24 protein-coding genes are annotated in these 21,359 nt (G+C 48.8%); 9 read left to right on the forward strand and 15 right to left on the reverse strand.

The features are described from left to right. Nucleotides 1–171: 171 nt before the first annotated feature. Entirely contained in the window at nt 172–465 is a 294-nt protein-coding gene (locus RCI_RS10040) for a putative transcriptional regulator (RefSeq protein WP_012036324.1), read from the forward strand. 631 nt (nt 466–1,096) lie between these two features. Here RCI_RS10040 and RCI_RS10045 read toward each other — a convergent pair. The 7 genes from RCI_RS10045 to RCI_RS10075 all read right to left on the reverse strand — a co-directional run bounded on the left by RCI_RS10045 (nt 1,097) and on the right by RCI_RS10075 (nt 7,150). Next, the gene (locus RCI_RS10045; protein ID WP_012036325.1) at nt 1,097–1,876 is read right to left on the reverse strand and encodes a winged helix-turn-helix transcriptional regulator; all 780 of its coding nucleotides are present in this window, start codon (nt 1,874–1,876) and stop codon (nt 1,097–1,099) included. A gap of 149 nt (nt 1,877–2,025) precedes the next feature. Continuing rightward, nucleotides 2,026–2,712 carry a winged helix-turn-helix transcriptional regulator gene (locus RCI_RS10050; RefSeq protein WP_052309953.1) on the reverse strand — a complete coding sequence of 229 codons (687 nt, stop codon included), beginning with the start codon at nt 2,710–2,712 and terminating at the stop codon, nt 2,026–2,028. A gap of 135 nt (nt 2,713–2,847) precedes the next feature. After that, complete coding sequence (locus tag RCI_RS10055) at nt 2,848–3,303, reverse strand: hypothetical protein (RefSeq protein ID WP_012036327.1); 456 nt, start codon at nt 3,301–3,303, stop codon at nt 2,848–2,850. 207 nt (nt 3,304–3,510) lie between these two features. Continuing rightward, on the reverse strand, nt 3,511–4,947 hold the full coding sequence (locus RCI_RS17635) for an RCC1 domain-containing protein (RefSeq protein ID WP_012036328.1): 1,437 nt from the start codon (nt 4,945–4,947) through the stop codon (nt 3,511–3,513). A 2-nt stretch (nt 4,948–4,949) separates the two neighbouring features. Continuing rightward, complete coding sequence (locus RCI_RS10065) at nt 4,950–5,753, reverse strand: ABC transporter permease (protein ID WP_012036329.1); 804 nt, start codon at nt 5,751–5,753, stop codon at nt 4,950–4,952. Continuing rightward, on the reverse strand, nt 5,753–6,634 hold the full coding sequence (locus tag RCI_RS10070) for an ABC transporter permease (protein ID WP_012036330.1): 882 nt from the start codon (nt 6,632–6,634) through the stop codon (nt 5,753–5,755). The genes RCI_RS10065 and RCI_RS10070 overlap by 1 nt, the downstream gene beginning before the upstream one ends. A gap of 66 nt (nt 6,635–6,700) precedes the next feature. Beyond that, nucleotides 6,701–7,150, reverse strand: coding sequence for a hypothetical protein (locus RCI_RS10075; protein ID WP_012036331.1), 450 nt, complete (start codon nt 7,148–7,150; stop codon nt 6,701–6,703). 351 nt (nt 7,151–7,501) lie between these two features. Between RCI_RS10075 and RCI_RS17375 the strand changes: the two genes are divergently transcribed. From RCI_RS17375 to RCI_RS10095, 4 genes are all read left to right on the forward strand, one after another. Continuing rightward, complete coding sequence (locus RCI_RS17375; protein ID WP_269446500.1) at nt 7,502–7,768, forward strand: archaellum operon transcriptional activator EarA family protein; 267 nt, start codon at nt 7,502–7,504, stop codon at nt 7,766–7,768. After that, on the forward strand, nt 7,765–8,130 hold the full coding sequence (locus tag RCI_RS10085; RefSeq protein ID WP_269446471.1) for an ATP-binding cassette domain-containing protein: 366 nt from the start codon (nt 7,765–7,767) through the stop codon (nt 8,128–8,130). The genes RCI_RS17375 and RCI_RS10085 overlap by 4 nt, the downstream gene beginning before the upstream one ends. A gap of 42 nt (nt 8,131–8,172) precedes the next feature. After that, nucleotides 8,173–9,159: a transposase gene (locus RCI_RS10090; RefSeq protein ID WP_048199243.1), complete on the forward strand. Its 987-nt coding sequence runs from the start codon at nt 8,173–8,175 to the stop codon at nt 9,157–9,159. 263 nt (nt 9,160–9,422) lie between these two features. After that, on the forward strand, nt 9,423–9,716 hold the full coding sequence (locus RCI_RS10095) for a putative transcriptional regulator (protein ID WP_012036324.1): 294 nt from the start codon (nt 9,423–9,425) through the stop codon (nt 9,714–9,716). A gap of 794 nt (nt 9,717–10,510) precedes the next feature. Here the strand turns inward: RCI_RS10095 and RCI_RS10100 are convergent. The 7 genes from RCI_RS10100 to RCI_RS16715 form a co-directional block, all read right to left on the reverse strand. Then, the gene (locus RCI_RS10100) at nt 10,511–11,290 is read right to left on the reverse strand and encodes a winged helix-turn-helix transcriptional regulator (RefSeq protein WP_012036325.1); all 780 of its coding nucleotides are present in this window, start codon (nt 11,288–11,290) and stop codon (nt 10,511–10,513) included. Nucleotides 11,291–11,439: 149 nt separating this feature from the next. Further along, nucleotides 11,440–12,126 carry a winged helix-turn-helix transcriptional regulator gene (locus tag RCI_RS10105; protein ID WP_052309953.1) on the reverse strand — a complete coding sequence of 229 codons (687 nt, stop codon included), beginning with the start codon at nt 12,124–12,126 and terminating at the stop codon, nt 11,440–11,442. A gap of 135 nt (nt 12,127–12,261) precedes the next feature. After that, on the reverse strand, nt 12,262–12,717 hold the full coding sequence (locus RCI_RS10110) for a hypothetical protein (protein WP_012036327.1): 456 nt from the start codon (nt 12,715–12,717) through the stop codon (nt 12,262–12,264). Between the two features lie 210 nt (nt 12,718–12,927). Next, nucleotides 12,928–14,304, reverse strand: a complete 1,377-nt coding sequence (locus RCI_RS10115) for an RCC1 domain-containing protein (RefSeq protein WP_052309954.1) — start codon at nt 14,302–14,304, stop codon at nt 12,928–12,930. A 15-nt stretch (nt 14,305–14,319) separates the two neighbouring features. Further along, nucleotides 14,320–15,123, reverse strand: coding sequence for an ABC transporter permease subunit (locus RCI_RS10120; RefSeq protein ID WP_012036338.1), 804 nt, complete (start codon nt 15,121–15,123; stop codon nt 14,320–14,322). A 2-nt stretch (nt 15,124–15,125) separates the two neighbouring features. Then, nucleotides 15,126–15,947: an ABC transporter permease gene (locus tag RCI_RS10125; RefSeq protein WP_231844827.1), complete on the reverse strand. Its 822-nt coding sequence runs from the start codon at nt 15,945–15,947 to the stop codon at nt 15,126–15,128. Nucleotides 15,948–16,018: 71 nt separating this feature from the next. After that, complete coding sequence (locus tag RCI_RS16715) at nt 16,019–16,474, reverse strand: hypothetical protein (protein WP_012036340.1); 456 nt, start codon at nt 16,472–16,474, stop codon at nt 16,019–16,021. Between the two features lie 351 nt (nt 16,475–16,825). On the opposite strand from RCI_RS16715, the gene RCI_RS17380 reads away from it, so the two are divergent. Genes RCI_RS17380 through RCI_RS10145 form a run of 3 tightly spaced genes read left to right on the forward strand, consistent with a single transcriptional unit; the run spans nt 16,826 to nt 19,361 of the window. After that, nucleotides 16,826–17,092, forward strand: a complete 267-nt coding sequence (locus RCI_RS17380) for an archaellum operon transcriptional activator EarA family protein (RefSeq protein ID WP_269446500.1) — start codon at nt 16,826–16,828, stop codon at nt 17,090–17,092. Further along, a complete protein-coding gene (locus RCI_RS10140; protein ID WP_012036341.1) occupies nt 17,089–18,024 on the forward strand; it encodes an ABC transporter ATP-binding protein in 936 nt (311 codons plus the stop codon). Before RCI_RS17380 ends, RCI_RS10140 begins: the two co-directional genes overlap by 4 nt. Next, nucleotides 18,021–19,361: a carboxypeptidase regulatory-like domain-containing protein gene (locus tag RCI_RS10145; protein WP_012036342.1), complete on the forward strand. Its 1,341-nt coding sequence runs from the start codon at nt 18,021–18,023 to the stop codon at nt 19,359–19,361. Before RCI_RS10140 ends, RCI_RS10145 begins: the two co-directional genes overlap by 4 nt. Before the next feature lie 204 nt (nt 19,362–19,565). Here RCI_RS10145 and RCI_RS17035 read toward each other — a convergent pair whose 3' ends face one another. Continuing rightward, complete coding sequence (locus tag RCI_RS17035; RefSeq protein ID WP_158308907.1) at nt 19,566–19,712, reverse strand: hypothetical protein; 147 nt, start codon at nt 19,710–19,712, stop codon at nt 19,566–19,568. Between the two features lie 884 nt (nt 19,713–20,596). Between RCI_RS17035 and RCI_RS10150 the strand changes: the two genes are divergently transcribed. Beyond that, a complete protein-coding gene (locus RCI_RS10150; protein WP_048198446.1) occupies nt 20,597–21,355 on the forward strand; it encodes an indole-3-glycerol-phosphate synthase in 759 nt (252 codons plus the stop codon). Nucleotides 21,356–21,359 lie beyond the last annotated feature (4 nt).

Genomic DNA, 21,359 nt, shown 5'->3' on the forward strand with positions numbered 1-21,359 from the left:
TCTCCGACCTCTCTTACCTCTCTAACCTTCCAGCTTGAAAATCCTCCCCGGCCTCCCGGGTACTCCCCGACCTCCGGCTTTCCAATCGTCTAATTTTGTTCGTTCTTAAGCGAATCGTAGACGACTGTTATATACACCTTCTTCATACCCTTGTAGATTGATGGGGTTAACATGTCAGAATTCAGCGACGATATAGTGGCTTCGATAGGGCGAAGCTCGGTGCGGAAGAAGATTTTATTATACCTGTATCACTCCACTGCGTCCACGATGTATGACATCGCCCGGGACACGAGGACTGCCTACACCAACGCGACCGGGGCCATCGCCGGGTTCGGGAAGAGGTACGGGAAAGAGCGCTCATTGATCCACCTCGGGCTGGTGCGGATGGAAAAGGGCAACCGGGGGCTTAATGTTTACTCGCTGACGCCAGAGGGCCGCAGGCTGGCCGACGTGCTGGATCGGTAAAAGTTTAATGTGAGTGCCAGAATCGTTTGCACGAAGTATATTTTCCCTAAAACGTTTTGTACGAGTGCCCGTACCATTTACACGAAGCACTCGCTTTATGGAAAATGGAGTATTCAGGTAAAGGCTGTGAAAAATTGGAAGTTGGCCCCGTGTGAGTCGAAAATACCGCCAAGCTCGCCAAGGTGCCAAGCACTCGCTGGATGATAAATGGGGATTTTCAGGTAGAGGCTATGAAAAATTGAAAGTTAGCCCTGTGTGAGTCGAAAATACCGCCAAGCCCGCCAAGGAGCCAAGCTCGCCAAGAGCCATTTTTCATGGAACGCCAAGAAACACATTTTTCGTGGAAAGCCAAGCCATATTAGATATTCGTCTTAATTCTGATCGAAAAGCCCTTGGCGAGCTTGGCTTCTTGGCGTTCCATGAAAAATTAGCTCTTGGCTTCTTGGCGGGCTTGGCGGTATTTTCAACCTATACGTGGCCAACTATTAATTTTTCATAGCCTCTACCTGAATATCCATTTTTCATTAGGCGAGTGCTTGGCGGCCTACAAACACAAGATCAGGCAACCGTAGATCAATCATGACTATACTACATATGAAACGTCAGTCGATTTCTTTTAAATCGAATATGGTCAGGCCGAGCTTTGCCTGTCGATGAGAGCTTTAACATCCTCTCTCAGGTAATACCTCAGGTACCTCCCGGCCGGCTCTGCCCTGATGATCTGGTCTCTCAGCAGCTTTTTCAGCTGGACGTTGGTGCCGCTGTCGGTGATGTTGATGCTGCCGGCGATCTGGGGAGTGGTGGTGCCCGGGTGGTCGTGGAGGTACGAGACGATGGACAGGGCCGTGGGGCGATTGATGGCTGACAGGACGGTCTTTTCCCGGTCGGTATATGTATTGGAGTTCTGGAAGAGCCTGACAAACTTGTCGGACTTGACCAGGGTGATCCGGTGGGTGGACTGGAGCTGGCCGACGTGGTAGCGGACGGTGCCGAGGTTGAGGCCTTCTTTACGGGCGATGCTGGCCACGGTCGACCCGGGGTTGTCTTTAATGTGATTGTATATCCGGTCCCTGATCTCGTTGTCCCGGGGCGTCTTCAGCTTGCCTATAATCAGCGGCCCGAACTTGAGGATCAGGGCCAGTGCAGTTGCTGATAACGTGGCTATCCAGGTGACCTGGGTGAGCTGGATCCACAGGGGCAATTGCCAGAAGGTGATCGTGCCGTCGGCGCCGCTGGTGTCGCCGATCAGGCTGGCATTGTCAGTCTCATTCTCAATAACGTGAGCAGGCACTACCTCATAGGGGCCCACACGCTGGATGACGTCGCTTTCGTTATATGCATGTGCTCCCGGGCCTGCCCATGCCAGCACGACGAGTAGTAAGGCCATGCAAATCAGGAGCTTCGATCGCATGAAAGTGGTATTATAATCGAGCGTGATATATAACTTTGCGGTCGTGGATATAGGGCGTAAACGGTTATCTCACAAAATGGGCTTAGCGGGCGCTGTCGATTTTCAACAATGAGCCCATGTAGTAATTACTATCGCTGCTCCGTGCCGGGCTAATCCTGGCCGCTGGCAATAATCATGTCTAAGGCCGGCTTCAGGTCGTTCTGGATGTAAAGCTCTTTCAGCTTCATCTTCTTCTCAGCGATGACTATTCTGTCCCGAATATATCGACTGGTATGCCAGTGTACCGTACCCTCCGGGATGCCGAGCATCTCCGACAGCCGGGCGTTCGTAATGCCTGAATTATCTCTTATGATAATCAGGATCATCCTGCCAGTCTCACTTTTCATGGCGGCAATCAATCGCTTTTCTCTTTCAGAATAGTCGTCGGACCTCTTGAACAGCCGGACGTATCTTCCGATCTTCTCCGTGGTGATCCTCGCCGAACGCTCCAGCATGCTGGTGTGATGTTTCACAGTGCCGAGGTTGAGGCTCTCGTTCCTGGAGATCTCGGCGGTAGTACATCCGGGGTTCTTTTCCACGTAGGTGTAAATTCTTCTTCTGTTCTGGTTTTCCAGGACATCGGCAATTTTAGCTATAATGAATGGGATAATTTTAGCAATCCCTAACAGAGAAAATGAAAGTCCTCCGATCGCCCCAGATATGATAGCTATCTGAATCCACAACGGAAGGTCCCAGAAGGTTAGATCTCCATCAGCGCCGCCTGTAGCAGATATGTCGTCCGGATGCGGGGTGAGCACGATTTCATAGCCTGCAGCAGCGCCTCCGTTTGGACTCACGTTGCCCGGAGGGGGGCCAATTACCACCTCATACCCGCCCTCTGCATATGCTAAAGAGCAGGAAATGGCGAGAAATAAAATTAGAATTCCCACGCAGAGGTGAGGCTTCCAGTGCATGGGCTATTAATTAGTCTTTCAAATAGTATAACTTTGCGTTCCTGACACACTATGCCCATAGACCTCGTATTTCCATGTCCCCTGTGCGATGCCGTTGGAATTCCTTATGTTAATGCTGATTTTACCATCGATCACTCCGTCGGCATTGTCGTAAAATGGTCCGAAGGTAATCTTATCCGGAGAATATACATTCAGTCTCAGGGAGTTCGCGGAATTCCCCCAGTCCAGATCAACAGGCAGATTCGTATAGTAGCCGCTGACAGTTTTATAGTGCAGGTTTAAATTTCCCTGAGTAATCGATCCGGATATGGTTAATATTCCAAATGACCATGGGTAACTTGTCCCGGGCTCCACAATATATCCGCCTTTGCTCTCATAATCCGCATCTACGTTCGATGCGACAGCCGTACCTGCCGTGAGGAAAACGGCAGCTAAAAAGGTTGCAAACACGATGGTGCGACGATAGTTTGGCATGTAACCACCAAACGATCGTTTGATCAACTTGTCTTAACTGGCCTCTACTAATCGTCTAGGAAAAATAATTATAATATTTAAAGTATAATATTAGATCTAATGTCCAGATCGACAATACACATGGTGCTTTACTTTACTGGACATTTCCAACAAAGTCAGTACTAAGGTTTTATCGATTGCAGCCATTGGAGTTGAAAGGGCAGGGGGTCACATGCCTTTTCTTCTCACGAATCCTTTCAGCAGTCCTACGATAATTAACAAGCTGCAAAGTCCGGCGATGTTGTTGAAGCCGAAGCCCGGGGTAGATTCAGGGGTTACGCTTGGTAACGGGACTGGAGTCGGAGAAACCGGGGCTACTGCTGCAGGCTTGGATGTTTCAGTCGAATTATCCTCCATGTTAGGAATAGCGGTATACGTAGGTGCCTGCGCTGGTGTCGAAGTCACCAAAGAGGTACCTGTTACTGCCCGTAAATCCACATGGAGATCGGTCACCTGCACAGCATAGGGTTTGCCGCCTATGCCAGAGATTTCTCCATTACCCAGCTCACCATGTTTATTACATCCCCATGCCCAGACTGTGCCATCCTTCTTAACGCCGAGTAGGTGCTGACTACCCGTTGCGATTGAGACGATGTCTGTGAAGCCCGCCAGCTTTACAGGCGTGTTGCTGTCGAGGGAATTTTGTCCATCATAGCAGTAGGGATTACTACCCCATGCCCAGACGGTACCATCCTTCTTCAAAGCTGCATAATAATCAACTCCGCTGCCGATCTCAATGACGTTGCTCATCCGTGGCACGGGGTGAGGGGAAGAAACGATAGAGCTGGTTGGGAAACTGGAATCGCCGGCCACCCAGTATGTATTGTCACCCCAACCGTAAACTTGTCCAACCTCATCCAGCGCCAGCACGCTGGAGGCAGACACGAACTCATCGTTGACACCAAAGCACATGGACTCAGCGCTGACCTCTTTAACGTTAGCAAGCCGCATCCTGACCGGCGTATCCCGAGAGACGTTAGTACCATCATTTAGCTGGTAATCCCTGTTTTCGCCCCAGCTCCACCACGAACCGTCATCCTTCAGCACATACACAAAACTCGACGTCACAACTATATTACTGACATCACTCACGGGGCACTGTACTGGATCGTAAATATGCTCTGTATGTAAAATATCATCCATACTCAGGCATAGCTCACTTCCGCACATCCAGAGGCTGCCATCCTCCTTTACCATGTATACAGAACTGCCAGAGCTTGTGCAGGCGACAAATTTCACATCAGATATAGGGATCTGGATAGGCATAGTGCTGTTATCGCCAGGATAAGCACCAGCACAGTTTGCTGGCAGGTTTCCCCAGGCCCAAACTGTTCCGTCATCTTTTAACGCTACAGCACACCCGGCAGTACCCGGGGCTATCATCTTCACATGATCGATAAACGACAGCCTGGTCGGATGTGCATACTTCTCATTGAGAAAACTACCCCACACCCAGACATTACCGTCAACATCCACCGCATAGCTAGTAAAGCCTCCTGCGTATACTTCCTTTACAGTGACAGCTCCAGCGGTCACCGGTATAATCGCGACCAAACCTGATAGCAGAACCAGAATGATAACAGGTTTAATATAATTCTTACACATAATCACAAGTTATCACCTTTCGTGTATACGGACATCGCAACCAGACAGATGAGAACGATCGCTGCCGCGAGGAAAAACAGGTTGAGTAGGTTAGCGCTGAACCACTGGCTGACCGTTAAAGAAGTACTCTGAAGATTGGCTGCGCTACTGATATACAGGTTGCACATCGCACTTCTCGGGCTGAAATTCCTCAGGCCTGGAAGCAGCCACGTCCAGCCGACATAGCCGTCCATGAATATATACGCTATAGCCACTGTGGTCGAGATCAGTAAATCCCTAAAAATAATACTGATCAGCAAAGCGATAGCCAGCGTTATAGACGTATAGCAGAACGCGATTATAACGTATATAACGATCTTAGCGAGAAAATCTAGGGGATTCGTAGGGGTGAAATAAAATAGTGATAGCACCAATCCTGCAAGAAGCATACTGTAAACAATAATTGCTAGCATATAGCAGTTTAAACCCAGGAACTTCCCCGCGAGAAGATCTCTCCGGTATACAGGCTTGGATAAAACGATGTTCAGCGAATGATTCCGTCTCTCCTCAGCGACCGACATCACACCTATAAACACGGCAACGACCACACCATAGATCGACGTGAACATAAATGTCTGACCGATACAATAGTACAGGCCAGCTTCATCGGGTCCTCCTATAAAGTTCGCAGCAGTACCGCCAGCCCCGTTTAAAACCGCTAAAAACGACAACAGGAGAACAATCACCGGAGTCATTGGATGATAAAACACTCGGGCAAACTCATTCAGGGCAATATTAATAAGTACGTTGAACGGATTCCGGTACATCAGGCCACATCCCTCCGCAGAAATATAATGTAGCTTATAATAACCAGAATAACCACATACAAGAGCAATTTAACAACATTGGGCATCGATTCAGATAAAGCCAGGATCAAGTCATTAGAAGGCCTCAGGATATTGTTGCTCTCGATAGGTTTTTTAAAAATGCTACTCATGATACCGTTCGGTATGAAATCGTGGAATGGATTACCGGTATTAAAGTTCATGCCGAGCAGAGTAGTTAACTTCCCGGAAATTTCCACCGAAAGGGCGTCGACAAAAAAACACTTTACCATCATGCTCAGGATCAGTGCGAAGGCAAGGTCGGTTACGATCAGTGATATCAGCATGGATAAGGAGAAGAAAAACAGCACATAGAGCAATGAAATTAGTGCTATAATCGGAAGCCTGACGAAATATCCCTCGGCCAACGAGATAAAAGAGCCGCCCCAAAAAAACTGAATGTAACCTGTATAAATTAAAATGGAAAGGACGAAGATAGATAAGATAAATAGAGAACAGCCGAGTAGCTTTCCGTTAAGTATAGTGTCACGGTAGAGTGGCTTTACTGTCAAAGTATTCAAAGTATTATTGTACCGTTCTGCAGCCACAGTATATACGCCGAGAACCATCCCGAAAAATGCCCCATAATACCATAGGACATATCCGATGTTCCAGAGAAGAACGGACGTATAATAATCAGAATCCCCTACCCCCATCATATGAATCATAGAAAGCGTCTGTGAGTAAGCCTCATTCCCGGGCGCCTGAATCTCGATCATAACTTTGACAAATAGCAAGACATAGATGGCGCCAATTACGAGAATCAGCTTACTTCGCAACAGGTTAGTATACTCATTTACAGCTATGACACCGATATTTCTCAACAGACTCCCTCCGAAAAAAGGGCCACCTAGGTACCTATGTGGCTATCTCGATACTCCACAACCATTTTAAGTCACTGTGATGGTTTCCTGATCCGTCGACGTGAAGTAATTATTCAGACCCCACCAGAACCCAAGGCAAATATTGTAGGGCTTATTCGCACCATAATTTGTACTACTCGCCGTCACGGTCGTGGACCTCTCTTGAGACTGACCTGGCGCACTTAGCAGATCCCTGTAGAGAACCTGATTATACTGTGGCGACGTGTAAATACTGGAATAACAGTATACACCATCTATATTACCCGAAATATCATCGGTAGCATACACCCATTTACAGGTCTCGGAAAAAGTACTACCTCGTGCAACAGTAAAACTGTTACTCGGATCGTTATCCCATCCTGCGCTTGGCCCATCATTCAACGATGCCTGCGGCACCATTGCCGACGCGTTTCCGCTGGCGACCACCGCAAGTATTATTGCGGCAAACGCCAATACAAAGACTTTGTTGTATTTCACGATACTAACTCCATTTATTGTTCGGCAGGCATTGCCTTGCCTGCCGATTTATTGTTTTACAAGAGGAATTATATAAAGTAGTATTGATACGTATCACTACCTCTCGTTGATAGGTACTTATTTTGGGCTAATTTTTGATGAATAGTATAAAATAAATAATATAGCGCACGATTCCTAGGCGATTAGGAGAGGCCATTTATATACACCTACTTATTAACCCCTTATTATAGTGAGTTAAGGGGTTGGTATAAAACGGAAAATTTCCAGGACGATATAGTTCAAACCAAAGAGAGCCGCAGACGTGAGCGTCTGGAGGGGCTTAAAGAACTTGGCTTTGACGTCTACTATTCGCTGTCACGGAGCACGGTCAGGCAAGAATTACTCTTGTTTTTGAAGGCCGTCGGGAAAACGACCACAATGTATGATGCGTCCAAGCTGACAAAGCTGGGCTATACCAACATCAAGCTGGCCGTTATCGGTGATGACCGGAAGTACAAGAGAATGTATTCACTTGTAAATACCGGTCTTGTCTGCTGTGAAGAGGTTGAGGACCGCTGCTACCTTACTCTGACTGATAAAGGGGCAAGGGCAGCTCTCGTGCTGGAGGCCTCCAGATGATCGAGACGCAGAGCCTGACCAGGCTTTATGATCAGAAGGCAGTGGTCAACAACCTGAGTTTCAGCGTAGGTGCAGGTGAAATCTTCGGCTTTCTGGGGCCGAACGGCGCTGGGAAGAGCACGACGATGAAGATGCTTCTCGGGCTGGTGCAGCCCACTTCGGGCACGGGCAAGGTGGCCGGTCACGATATTATCCACGATGTGCTGGAGGTGAGAAAGGCTTGCGGTGTCCTTCCTGATCCTTATGGTTTCTATGAGAACCAGACTGCGTGGCAGAACCTTGAATTCTACTGTAAATTGTACGGCATCCGTGGCAAGGAGCTGGAGGAGAAGGTTGATAAGACTCTGGTGACTTTTGCATAAGTCGGTAACAAGTATATGGGCATTGCAGCCGTGTCGTTTTTCATGCTAAGTAAAAACGTTGGTACGGGCTGGCAGATGCCCGTTTCTTGCTTCGATTGCCAGTGTAAAATACTTTCTGATGTGCCGCTCATGATGCTGGAAGCGGTTGACTGGCAGCGTTTCAGGTATCTCGAGAAGAATAATAAGATGGGCAGACCCTCCACGTACAGTCGGATCGCCTTGCTTCGGGCGCTTCTATATATGGAGCTGGCAAATCTCTCGAGTGTTAGTGAACTGGTAAGAATACTCAAGGGCGACTATTATAAAATGAATGTTCTCGGTCTCAATAAGTTGCCTAGTGAAAGCACGTTCAGCAGGTTCAAAGATACTGTGGATATCGACCGGATCTTGACTATCATCGCAAGCATGATTAAAGATGAGGAACAGGACTTCATGTGTATGGTCGGTGTGGACAGTACCAGTCTGAACGCTTACAGTCAGAAAGATCCTGACGCCTCGTGGGGTCTCGATCATATCACTGATGAATGGTATTATGGGTACAAAATCCACTTACTGTACGACCTTTTAACACTGGCACCCATCTGCAGTGTAGTTACTCCCGCCAACATCCATGATACCACTCAACTCTTCCCTTTGCTAAAGAAAATGGGCGCACGAACACTGCAGATGAATGGGTTGCTCGCTGATATGGCGTATGACTCGAAAGAAAACCTGGAGCGTCTCTACCAGGTAGGCATACCTTTGATTAACCGGGTCAACCCGAGGAACAGTAAGAAAGAGCTGCCCAGGTACCGGATACAGGAGAAGATACCCTTCCATGACATCACCATGAACAAGATATATAAAAATCGAATGCATTGCGAGTACACGAACTACCTTTTGAAGGAGCATCTGGACCTAAAACGAGTAAAAACAACCAGAATATTTAGGGTTACAGCAAAGACCGGACTCACCCTGATCGCACGACAAATCCAAGTACTCTACCAGATCAGACAAGGAGCAAACCCACGGACAACAATCATCGAGTGAATTATGCAAAAGTCTCTGAGAGGTAAGTGAGGAGGCCGGAGAGGATTAACATCAGAAAATCCTCTCTGACCTTTCCACACTCCCGGACCTCCTCTCTGACCTCTCCTACCTCTCTGACCTCCCAGCTTGAAAATCCTCCCCCGCCTTCCGGGTACTCCCCGACCTCCGGCTTTCCAATCGTCTAATTTTGTTCGTTCTTAAGCGAATCGTAGACGACTGTTATATACAACTTCTTCTTACCCTTGTAGATTGATGGGGTTAACATGTCAGAATTCAGCGACGATATAGTGGCTTCCATAGGGCGAAGCTCGGTGAGGAAGAAGATTTTATTATACCTGTATCACTCCACCGCGTCCACGATGTACGACATCGCCCGGGACACGAGGACTGCCTACACCAACGCGACCGGGGCCATCGCCGGGTTCGGGAAGAGGTACGGGAAAGAGCGCTCATTGATCCACCTCGGGCTGGTGCGGATGGAAAAGGGCAACCGGGGGCTTAATGTTTACTCGCTGACGCCAGAGGGCCGCAGGCTGGCCGACGTGCTGGATCGGTAAAAGTTTAATGTGAGTGCCAGAATCGTTTGCACGAAGTATATTTTCCCTAAAACGTTTTGTACGAGTGCCCGTACCATTTACACGAAGCACTCGCTTTATGGAAAATGGAGTATTCAGGTAAAGGCTGTGAAAAATTGGAAGTTGGCCCCGTGTGAGTCGAAAATACCGCCAAGCTCGCCAAGGGGCCAAGCACTCGCCTCATGAAAACTGGTTTTTCAAGTAAAGCCGATGAAAAACTCCTGGAGGTTGGGGAGTTCCCGGGAGGTCTAGGAGGATTTTCAGGCTGGGAGGTTGGGGAGGGTGGAGAGGTCTGAGAGGAGGATTGGGAGTGTGGAAAGGTTTGGGAGGATTTTTTAAAGATATTCTCTCTGACCTCCGGGTACCTCACATAACCTTCTCTCTGATCTCCATGACCTCCATGACCTCCCAGCTTGAACGTTCTCTCTATACTCCGTGAACCTCTCCGACCTCCCCTCCGACTTCTCAACACCTCCCGGACCCAGATTTTTCATGGAACGCCAAGAAACACATTTTTCGTGGAAAGCCAAGCCATATTAGATATTCGTCTTAATTCTGATCGAAAAGCCCTTGGCGAGCTTGGCTTCTTGGCGGGCTTGGCGGTATTTTCAACCTATACGTGGCCAACTATTAATTTTTCATAGCCTCTACCTGAATATCCATTTTTCATTAGGCGAGTGCTTGGCGGCCTACAAACACAAGATCAGGCAACCGTAGATCAATCATGACTATATTACATATGAAACGTCAGTCGATTTCTTTTAAATCGAATATGGTCAGGCCGAGCTTTGCCTGTCGATGAGAGCTTTAACATCCTCTCTCAGGTAATACCTCAGGTACCTCCCGGCCGGCTCTGCCCTGATGATCTGGTCTCTCAGCAGCTTTTTCAGCTGGACGTTGGTGCCGCTGTCGGTGATGTTGATGCTGCCGGCGATCTGGGGAGTGGTGGTGCCCGGGTGGTCGTGGAGGTACGAGACGATGGACAGGGCCGTGGGGCGATTGATGGCTGACAGGACGGTCTTTTCCCGGTCGGTATATGTATTGGAGTTCTGGAAGAGCCTGACAAACTTGTCGGACTTGACCAGGGTGATCCGGTGGGTGGACTGGAGCTGGCCGACGTGGTAGCGGACGGTGCCGAGGTTGAGGCCTTCTTTACGGGCGATGCTGGCCACGGTCGACCCGGGGTTGTCTTTAATGTGATTGTATATCCGGTCCCTGATCTCGTTGTCCCGGGGCGTCTTCAGCTTGCCTATAATCAGCGGCCCGAACTTGAGGATCAGGGCCAGTGCAGTTGCTGATAACGTGGCTATCCAGGTGACCTGGGTGAGCTGGATCCACAGGGGCAATTGCCAGAAGGTGATCGTGCCGTCGGCGCCGCTGGTGTCGCCGATCAGGCTGGCATTGTCAGTCTCATTCTCAATAACGTGAGCAGGCACTACCTCATAGGGGCCCACACGCTGGATGACGTCGCTTTCGTTATATGCATGTGCTCCCGGGCCTGCCCATGCCAGCACGACGAGTAGTAAGGCCATGCAAATCAGGAGCTTCGATCGCATGAAAGTGGTATTATAATCGAGCGTGATATATAACTTTGCGGTCGTGGATATAGGGCGTAAACGGTTATCTCACAAAATGGGCTTAGCGGGCGCTGTCGATTTTCAACAATGAGCCCATGTAGTAATTACTATCGCTGCTCCGTGCCGGGCTAATCCTGGCCGCTGGCAATAATCATGTCTAAGGCCGGCTTCAGGTCGTTCTGGATGTAAAGCTCTTTCAGCTTCATCTTCTTCTCAGCGATGACTATTCTGTCCCGAATATATCGACTGGTATGCCAGTGTACCGTACCCTCCGGGATGCCGAGCATCTCCGACAGCCGGGCGTTCGTAATGCCTGAATTATCTCTTATGATAATCAGGATCATCCTGCCAGTCTCACTTTTCATGGCGGCAATCAATCGCTTTTCTCTTTCAGAATAGTCGTCGGACCTCTTGAACAGCCGGACGTATCTTCCGATCTTCTCCGTGGTGATCCTCGCCGAACGCTCCAGCATGCTGGTGTGATGTTTCACAGTGCCGAGGTTGAGGCTCTCGTTCCTGGAGATCTCGGCGGTAGTACATCCGGGGTTCTTTTCCACGTAGGTGTAAATTCTTCTTCTGTTCTGGTTTTCCAGGACATCGGCAATTTTAGCTATAATGAATGGGATAATTTTAGCAATCCCTAACAGAGAAAATGAAAGTCCTCCGATCGCCCCAGATATGATAGCTATCTGAATCCACAACGGAAGGTCCCAGAAGGTTAGATCTCCATCAGCGCCGCCTGTAGCAGATATGTCGTCCGGATGCGGGGTGAGCACGATTTCATAGCCTGCAGCAGCGCCTCCGTTTGGACTCACGTTGCCCGGATAGGGGCCAATTACCACCTCATACCCGCCCTCTGCATATGCTAAAGAGCAGGAAATGGCGAGAAATAAAATTAGAATTCCCACGCAGAGGTGAGGCTTCCAGTGCATGGGCTATTAATTAGTCTTTCAAATAGTATAACTTTGCGTTCCTGACACACTATGCCCATAGACCTCGTATTTCCATGTCCCCTGTGCGATGCCGTTGGAATTCCTTATGTTAATGCTGATTTTACCATCGATCACTCCGTCGGCATTGTCGTAAAATGGTCCGAAGGTAATCTTATCCGGAGAATATACATTCAGTCTCAGGGAGTTCGCGGAATTCCCCCAGTCCAGATCAACAGGCAGATTCGTATAGTAGCCGCTGACAGTTTTATAGTGCAGGTTTAAATTTCCCTGAGTAATCGATCCGGATATGGTTAATATTCCAAATGACCATGGGTAACTTGTCCCGGGCTCCACAATATATCCGCCTTTGCTCTCATAATCCGCATCTACGTTCGATGCGACAGCCGTACCTGCCGTGAGGAAAACGGCAGCTAAAAAGGTTGCAAACACGATGGTGCGACGATAGTTTGGCATGTAACCACCAAACGATCGTTTGATCAACTTGTCTTAACTGGCCTCTACTAATCGTCTAGGAAAAATAATTATAATATTCAGCGTATGGGATTAGATTTAAAGTACCAGATCGACAATACACATGATGCTTTCCTTCTTTATCTAACAATTTCCTAATGTCAGTAATAGGGTTCTATCGATTGCAGCCATTGAAGTTGAAAAGGCAGGAAGTCACCTGCCTTTTCTTCTCACGAATCCTGTCAGTAGTCCTACGATAATTAACAAGCTGTAAAGTCCGGCGATGTTGTTGAAGCTGAAGCCTGGTGTTGTGACAGGCGTATTGGGCGTGACCGTGCTTATATCGTTAAGAGTGCCCGGAAATGATGAATTATTTATGGCCGTGTTCGTCGGCTCAATCATCTGAGTAGATGTCGTCACAGGTGAACCTTCAAGGAGCATAACTGGCTCGGCTACATATTTACCATGATCTAGTAACGCATTATAGTGGTTATCTCCCCATCCCCAGATACTGCCATCCTCTTTTAACACGATACAGCATTGATCCCCTGCGGCTATGTCCACTACTTGATCAAGACCACTAATCTGGTAAGGTGTCGACGTACCTTGCACGTTATTATACATTGTTCTGCCGTCGATGAACTTACCCCAGAACCAGACAGTACCGTCACGCTTAAGCGCCACAGTGTGATAAAAAGTGGAGGATATCTTTTCTACATCTGATATTTTTGCCTGCACCCGGGTATTGGTAATCTCCTCAACGAACGGGGGACAACAGGAAGAATTCTGGTTACCATCTCCTAGTTCACCATAAAATTTGCCGCCCCATCCCCACACGGTACCATTATTCTGAAGATATAGTGTGTAAGATTCCCCGCCTCTGATAATTTGCTTAACATTCTGGAGGCCACCCACCTGGAATGGCGTCCGTACCCCAGGCCCTGTCGTATCACCGAGGGCACCGTATGAAATCGTATAATAATCGCCGTAGTCGTTACTTCCCCATGCCCAGACTGTGCCATCACCCTTAATGGCGAACGATCCTTTTTCGCCCAGGGCAACAATGTCCGTCAGCCCATTTATTTGGGCCGGTATCAACCGATTCTCAGTGGTATCATCACCAAGTGCACCATTATAATTATTACCCCATGCCCAGACTGTGCCATCGTCCTTTAAAGCATAACAGCCATAACCACAAGCAATGGCAGTCACATTGGTGAGATCGGTCACCTGCACCGGAGAATATTTAGGTTCGGTCCCGCCATTTCCTAGACTACCATCCGCTCCATTTCCCCATGCCCAGACTGTGCCGTCCTTCTTCAAAGCCAGGCTATTGGAGCCCGATGCGGCGATAGCGGTCACATTATCGATGAGGACTTTCTGAGGAGTCTTTTGCGAGTTTCCGGCCACACCAATGCCTAGTTCACCCATACGGTTATGTCCCCACGCTAACACGGTCCCATCGTCATTTAAGGCGAGCACATGTCCGCCACCCGCTGCTATTGAAGTCACTCTCGCTTCGGCAGTACACGGCAATACCACTATGAACAATATTGCTAAGAATGCTATGGATGTAAGTTTGAAGTACAAGTTTCTCTCTCCATTTCAGATTTTGTCTTCCCTGGTGAACAGGTGGATGCCTGCCAGCAGGAATACGAGTATTTCGATGAGCATGAGCCCGATATATGGGACTGCGCTGGAAAACCACAAGGTGAACGGAGTAAGCGTATCGTACAGAGTCGGATACAGGGTTGTGATCGGATTGATAAGCTTGTTATACAGGTTCATCGGGGTTAAAAAGGCAAGGTTGCCCAGCATACGGTCGTTATTCCAGATCCAGTCGAAGTAGATATAGGTCATGGCTGCTGAGGTGACCACTAGGATGTTTTTAGACAGAACACCGATCAGCATATTTAACGCAATCACCAGAGAGCAGGACATTGTCATTACAATGATGTACGCTATGACCCGAAGCAGGAAATCCGAAACGGATAAGGGCTCTCTGAAGTAGACTATGATCAGAAGGCCGGTAAACATGACGGCAAAGGTGTTGAAGACCAGCATAAACGCGGTCAGTCCAACGAATTTTCCGGCAATATAATCTTTTCTGTACAGGGGTTTGGTAAAAAGCACGTTTAGGGTATGTTTCCACTTTTCATACGGGATCGTGGTGGCCCCGAGAAACGCTGCCATAATCGTGCAGATCATAGACGTAGCCTGCCAGGACTGGCCGAAGCCAACCATGACCGCGTCCAGATCAGCCTGCGCATTTACGATCTCAAGAGTATCTACACCGCCAGCACCGTTGATATAAGCTACCGCTAGTACGATACCACCTACCAGGAGTGCTAACGGATGGGTTAGAGTATGAGTAAACTCCTGCATTGCGATCATAAGCATAACCCTCATATTCACAAAATATCCCTCTTCACGAAGACGATATAACTCAGAACTAAACAGATGATCATGTACAGAAGCAACTGTAAGAAATCCGGAAGACAGTCGAGAAACGCATCGTAAGCATCTACCCCCGTGTTCATGATCAAAGGCTGAGCATGCTCCAATATTCCCCTCGGCGACAACTTCACCAGCAGACCACCCAATCCTGAACCGGGCAAGATATTGTCAATATAAGCGGATATTGTATAGAAGTAGACGATCAGAGACAAATACACGGTAAGAATGCTAAGAATCATTGCGAAAGCCTGATCCCTGACCAGCAATGAGATCAGCATCGACAGCAGCAAGAACACCAACACGTAGATCAAGGCGAATATCAAAACGAAAGGCAGACGGGCCAGGTAATCGAGTAAATAGGCAGAAAAGGCATTACCGCATAATATTAGAAATCCCGCCGTAAATGTGGCAATGATCAAAACCATCGTAAATGTGAGAAAAGCGATCGAGCCAAGCAACTTCCCGTTAATAACCGTATCCCGATACAACGGCTTAACAATCAAAGTATTAATGGCATTACTGAAACGCTCCGAAGAAATCGTCGAACATCCTATAATAATACCAATCAATGTGCCAATCCAGGTTATCGAATAAAAGATCGAGTTAGCACAGGCAACCCCAGGATTATCTTGAAACAATACAGTAACCCCTGGCCTGCCCCCGAAAAAAACGATACTATAGTCATAAATAACGAATATTGAATATACCAAATAAGCTATAATAACAACAAGAACCACTGGATTACTCAACAAATCCACGAATTCTTTCCTGGCCATGACCATTATGTTACTCATAAAATCCTCACTAAAAAAAATAAAAGTTTAGGAGTTCATCCTCAGCCGTTCATTTAATAAAACGTCATCTGCGAATTTACCGGAGATGTGTAGCTGTATGAGCCATCCCTGTACGAGTGAGTCGCCTGAATCGTATAGGAGTTCGACCAATCGTCGACCAGAGTCTGGAATGTGTTGGAGGTAACACTGTTCTGCGACATGCCGAAAGTGTTTTCAGTATTGTATAACACGTCAGCATACTGGCCAAAGCGGTTTGTTGCGAATGCATCATTGTAAACTGTGACGCTTCTGCCAACATTGTTGTGCATAGTGTTAAACCAGGTAAGCAGATCGCTACCACTGGTTACATCCCGAGATCCGGACGAGTACCCGTTTACTGATGGATAACTACCCGAATAGGTCGTTTCAAACGTGCCATCATATGGTGATGCCGCAAATGCGCTTCCGCTGGCGACCACCGCAAGTATTATTGCGGCAAACGCCAATACAAAGACTTTGTTGTATTTCACGATACCAAATCCATTTATTGTTCGGCAGGCATTGCCTTGCCTGCCGATTTATTGTTTTACAAGAGGAATTATATAAAGTAGTATTGATACGTATCACTACCTCTCGTTGATAGGTACTTATTTTGGGCTAATTTTTGATGAATAGTATAAAATAAATAATATAGCGCACGATTCCTAGGCGATTAGGAGAGGCCATTTATATACACCTACTTATTAACCCCTTATTATAGTGAGTTAAGGGGTTGGTATAAAACGGAAAATTTCCAGGACGATATAGTTCAAACCAAAGAGAGCCGCAGACGTGAGCGTCTGGAGGGGCTTAAAGAACTTGGCTTTGACGTCTACTATTCGCTGTCACGGAGCACGGTCAGGCAAGAATTACTCTTGTTTTTGAAGGCCGTCGGGAAAACGACCACAATGTATGATGCGTCCAAGCTGACAAAGCTGGGCTATACCAACATCAAGCTGGCCGTTATCGGTGATGACCGGAAGTACAAGAGAATGTATTCACTTGTAAATACCGGTCTTGTCTGCTGTGAAGAGGTTGAGGACCGCTGCTACCTTACTCTGACTGATAAAGGGGCAAGGGCAGCTCTCGTGCTGGAGGCCTCCAGATGATCGAGACGCAGAGCCTGACCAGGCTTTATGATCAGAAGGCAGTGGTCAACAACCTGAGTTTCAGCGTAGGTGCAGGTGAAATCTTCGGCTTTCTGGGGCCGAACGGCGCTGGGAAGAGCACGACGATGAAGATGCTTCTCGGGCTGGTGCAGCCCACTTCGGGCACGGGCAAGGTGGCCGGTCACGATATTATCCACGATGTGCTGGAGGTGAGAAAGGCTTGCGGTGTCCTTCCCGATCCTTATGGTTTCTACGAGAATCAGACTGCGTGGCAGAACCTCGAATTCTACTGCAAACTATACGGTATTCGTGGCAAGGAACTGGAAGAGAAGGTGGATAAGACGCTGGATAAGGTCGGCCTTCACGATGCCAAGCACAAGAAGGTACACAAGTTCAGCAAAGGCATGAAGCAAAGGCTCGGCGTCGCCCAGGTCATCGTCCACGATCCACCAGTGATGATGTTCGACGAGCCCACCGCCGGCATAGACCCTCAGGGAGCCGAGGACTTCCGCAACCTCATGCTGGAAATGAAAGCGAAGGGTAAGACCATTTTCCTGACTTCGCATGTCATGCCCGAAGTAGAGGCGATCTGCGATCGTATCGGTATCATCGTGAACGGCGAGATGAAGATCTGCGGCAACGTCGATCAACTGGTGGACCAGTTCTCCCGTAGGCAGGGTTACCAGCTCAGATTAAGAGTAAAAGAGATCGACGAGCCGGTCGTGAGGAATTCCATTTCAGGCATTACCGGCATCTCCTCTGTCGCCAGGAATAATGGTTTCTATGTGATCAATGCTTCTGAGGACGTCTCGGAAGACGTGTCCCGGGCTGTATGCAGGACCGGCGGTCTGGTCACCGAGTTAGACGTGTACCGGCCTACGTTGAACGAGATCTTCTTAGAGGTCACCCGGCCTGTTCAGGTGAAAGAATGAAGCTCTCAACTAGATTACTCCTCCCAATCCTCCTTTCCATATTTTTAGTTACCACCTCCACCTCAGCCCTCGCCGACAGTCCCGTCACTGTTCTGGTGAAGGATAAGAATGGGGCGGTCGGCGGGGCCCTGGTGTCCGTGCAGGTCAACGGCGTCACCCATTCTACGCAGACCGATCTGAACGGTATCGGCAACTTCTCCCTGCCCCCGGGCCAGTACTACTTCACCGCCTCAAAAACAGGATATGCGAGTGGAAGTGGAACTGCAACGGTCGGCGACAATTCCACGGTTACTATCACTCTCACTAACCTCTACACGTTAAGCGGCACCGTGATCGATTCGGCTACTGGCCAGCCAGTAAAGGATGCTGCAATAACGATCACTAACAAGGAGACTGATAAGTCGTACACCGGCGGCACTAATGACAACGGCGTATTCAGCATTCCCGTCTCCAACGGTTACTACAGTGTTACTGTCAGGGCTCCATTCTACCAGCTAACCGTAATGGATGACAAGGGTGCAGGGTACCACGTGCTGGACAGCAGCCTGTACATCGGGTACCTGCCAATTGCTACTGATAATAATATTACTAGTTTGAACGGCGTGAAGCTGACTACAGATTACCCTGGGAAAGTCATCAAAGTCAACCAGACTGTCACCTTCGACGTCACGTTGACTAACAATGGTATCGTGGATAAGTCGTACGCTGTCAGTGTAAAGGATGCTCCCGCCGGGTGGAACGTTCAATTACTGTCCGGCTCGGACGTGATCAGCCGGGTCTTCGTAGAGAAAGGAACGTCTAAGACCTTCCAGGTCAAGACTACTCCTTTATCGGCAGGCAATAATGTGATTACCATTATCGCTGGCAGTGAAGGCGACTCGGGCCAGGTACAGTTATACGTGGACTCCACAGAGGATACTGATTACAAGATAGAGTTCTCCTTACCAGATAATCTTAGCCTCGCTGCCGGAACGAGTAAAAATGTTGATGTCTACGTTAAGAATAATGGCAGTGGTAAGCTTTCCAGTGTAAGGATTGACATCGGGAGCGATGATGTGCCGGAATCGCTGAACGCAGAGGTAGTGACTCGGGAAGCTGGCGAGCTCAGCCCGGGCGAGTCGAAGCGGTTCGTAGTCAAGATAACGGCCAAGGCTGACGCCTCCGAAGGCACTGACAGACTGTACATGCGAGCGGTGAGCGCTGAGGCGAAGACGGAGCAGAAGTACGTCGAAGTAAGTGTGACCCGGAGCAATTCCTGGCTCGGCATCGGCATCGGTGTAGCGTTACTAGCGATTCTGGCCTTCGGCTTCATCGTCTGGAAATACGGCCGCCGCTAACTGACGATTATCAAAACAATTTGTACACAAACCCAACTCTCCGAAAACGGCGGTATACCAACCCCGCCAACCCCACAAACACGGCACGGGGGCCACACCCCTGGCTCCCCGTGCACCCCAACCCCTATGCGACAGACTATCAGAGCCATAAAAAGACGTGAAGTACGCCAGTTGCCGGTTAGCTGCCGGAAGATTCTCCTGTGATCAGATGACGCCCATAGCCTTCAGCACCAGGCAGAACACGAAGAGTGTAGCCATATAGATCAGCGCAAACTTGTCCATGTTCTCGTTGGGATCGAACTTGCCGTCGTCGTTGGAGAATTCACTGACAATATTATCGATCAGGGACAAGGCTGATACACCCGGTATCCTGTACGATAGCCAAAATTAAAAACTTTTGCTACTCATTTGCCAAATATAAAAGCATAAGTGCGCTTTATCCCGGCGCTATCCGGGTGATGCGGACAGATAGTATCTCATCACCCGATAAGCAAGATGATCACTGCGCTATGCAGGCGTCACAGATTCTACAAATGATGCAGAATATGGCGATTCTGACCAATTGCACAGATTGGAACCTGCCATGGCAGGCGTTCTCAAGGCGAATATCCAGGCACAGGAACTGCTTAAAAAGTTTTGGGATAGACAATACTTCGTCTACCTTGTGTATATTTATTCTTGAAACTTTTAGGACAGTCAGGTACCGTTTACACAAAGTACACAAGGTACACGAAGTACACGAAGTTTACTATAAGATCATCTTAAAGCATGCCGTTTTTTACAGTACTTCGTGTACTTTGTGTACTTTGTGTACTTCGTGTAAATGGTACGGGCACTCGTACGAAACGTTTCAGTAATGATTATATTTTGTGTAAACGGTACCTGACCCTCCGAGAAACCGGGAGTCACTAAAAAATTATCCTCTCTAACCTTTCCATTCTCTCAGACCTCCTCTGCGACCTCTCCATCCTCTCTGACCTCCCACTTTGAATATCCTCTCATACTCCCGGGAACTCTCCGACCTCCAGTTTTTCATGAGCTGTACTTGAAAATGCCCTTTTCACGACCGAATCAATCTGCGGAATCAGTGGCGCCAGCACAGCGATCGCCTTTCTTCATTGCTCCCCATAGAAGCTCCGGTATAGCTGTAGCTATGTCCTGATGCTCCAACGGGTAATGTTTATATACTATGTATGATGTACAACATATATCGTTAATGTATAACATTGTACATAATGGTGGTGTCTAAACTGGACTTCGGCGAGATCATGCAGGCCTGCAAGGCATCCTACAAGCCCTTTGAGGGCACGGTAGAGATGACCAGGAAGCCCGCCAGCCTCGTCGACAGCATCGCCGCGGCGAAGAAGGACGGCAGGCGGCCGGTGATCGCGGAGATCAAGCCCGCGTCGCCCACGGCAGGCGCCATCAGGACGGTCGGCGACCCGGCGGAGATCGCGAAAGAATACGCCGGTGCCGGGGCCTGCGGTGTCTCTGTACTGACAGAGCCCAAATACTTCGGCGGCTCGCTCGCCAATCTACAGTCTGCAGCCGGGATCAGCGTGCCCGTGCTGCGGAAAGACTTTCTGTTCGACCTCTCCCAGGTAAAAGAATCGTATTATTATGGTGCCGACACCCTGCTGCTGATCTCGTCCTTCTTCTCTGCCGATTCCCTCGCCGCCATGATCGCCGAATGCCGGCGGTACGGCATGGAGCCGCTGGTCGAAGTGCACGACAGGGACGACGTCGAGCGCTCCGCATCGGCGGGAGCCACGCTGTATGCGGTCAACAATCGCGACAGGCACACCCTGAAGGTCGACCTCCGGCGCACCAGGGATCTGGCTCCTGCGATAGACGGTACTGTAGTCAGCGCGTCCGGCGTGTCCACCGTCGATCAACTGAAATTTGTTCTCTCGTATTCCGACGCTGCCCTTGTCGGCACCGCGTTAATGAGGGCTGAACGTCCGGGTTCGGCTCTTCAGAACCTGATCTGGTGATCTG

Origin of the sequence: Methanocella arvoryzae MRE50, assembly GCF_000063445.1 — an archaeon.
GTDB lineage: Archaea > Halobacteriota > Methanocellia > Methanocellales > Methanocellaceae > Methanocella_A > Methanocella_A arvoryzae.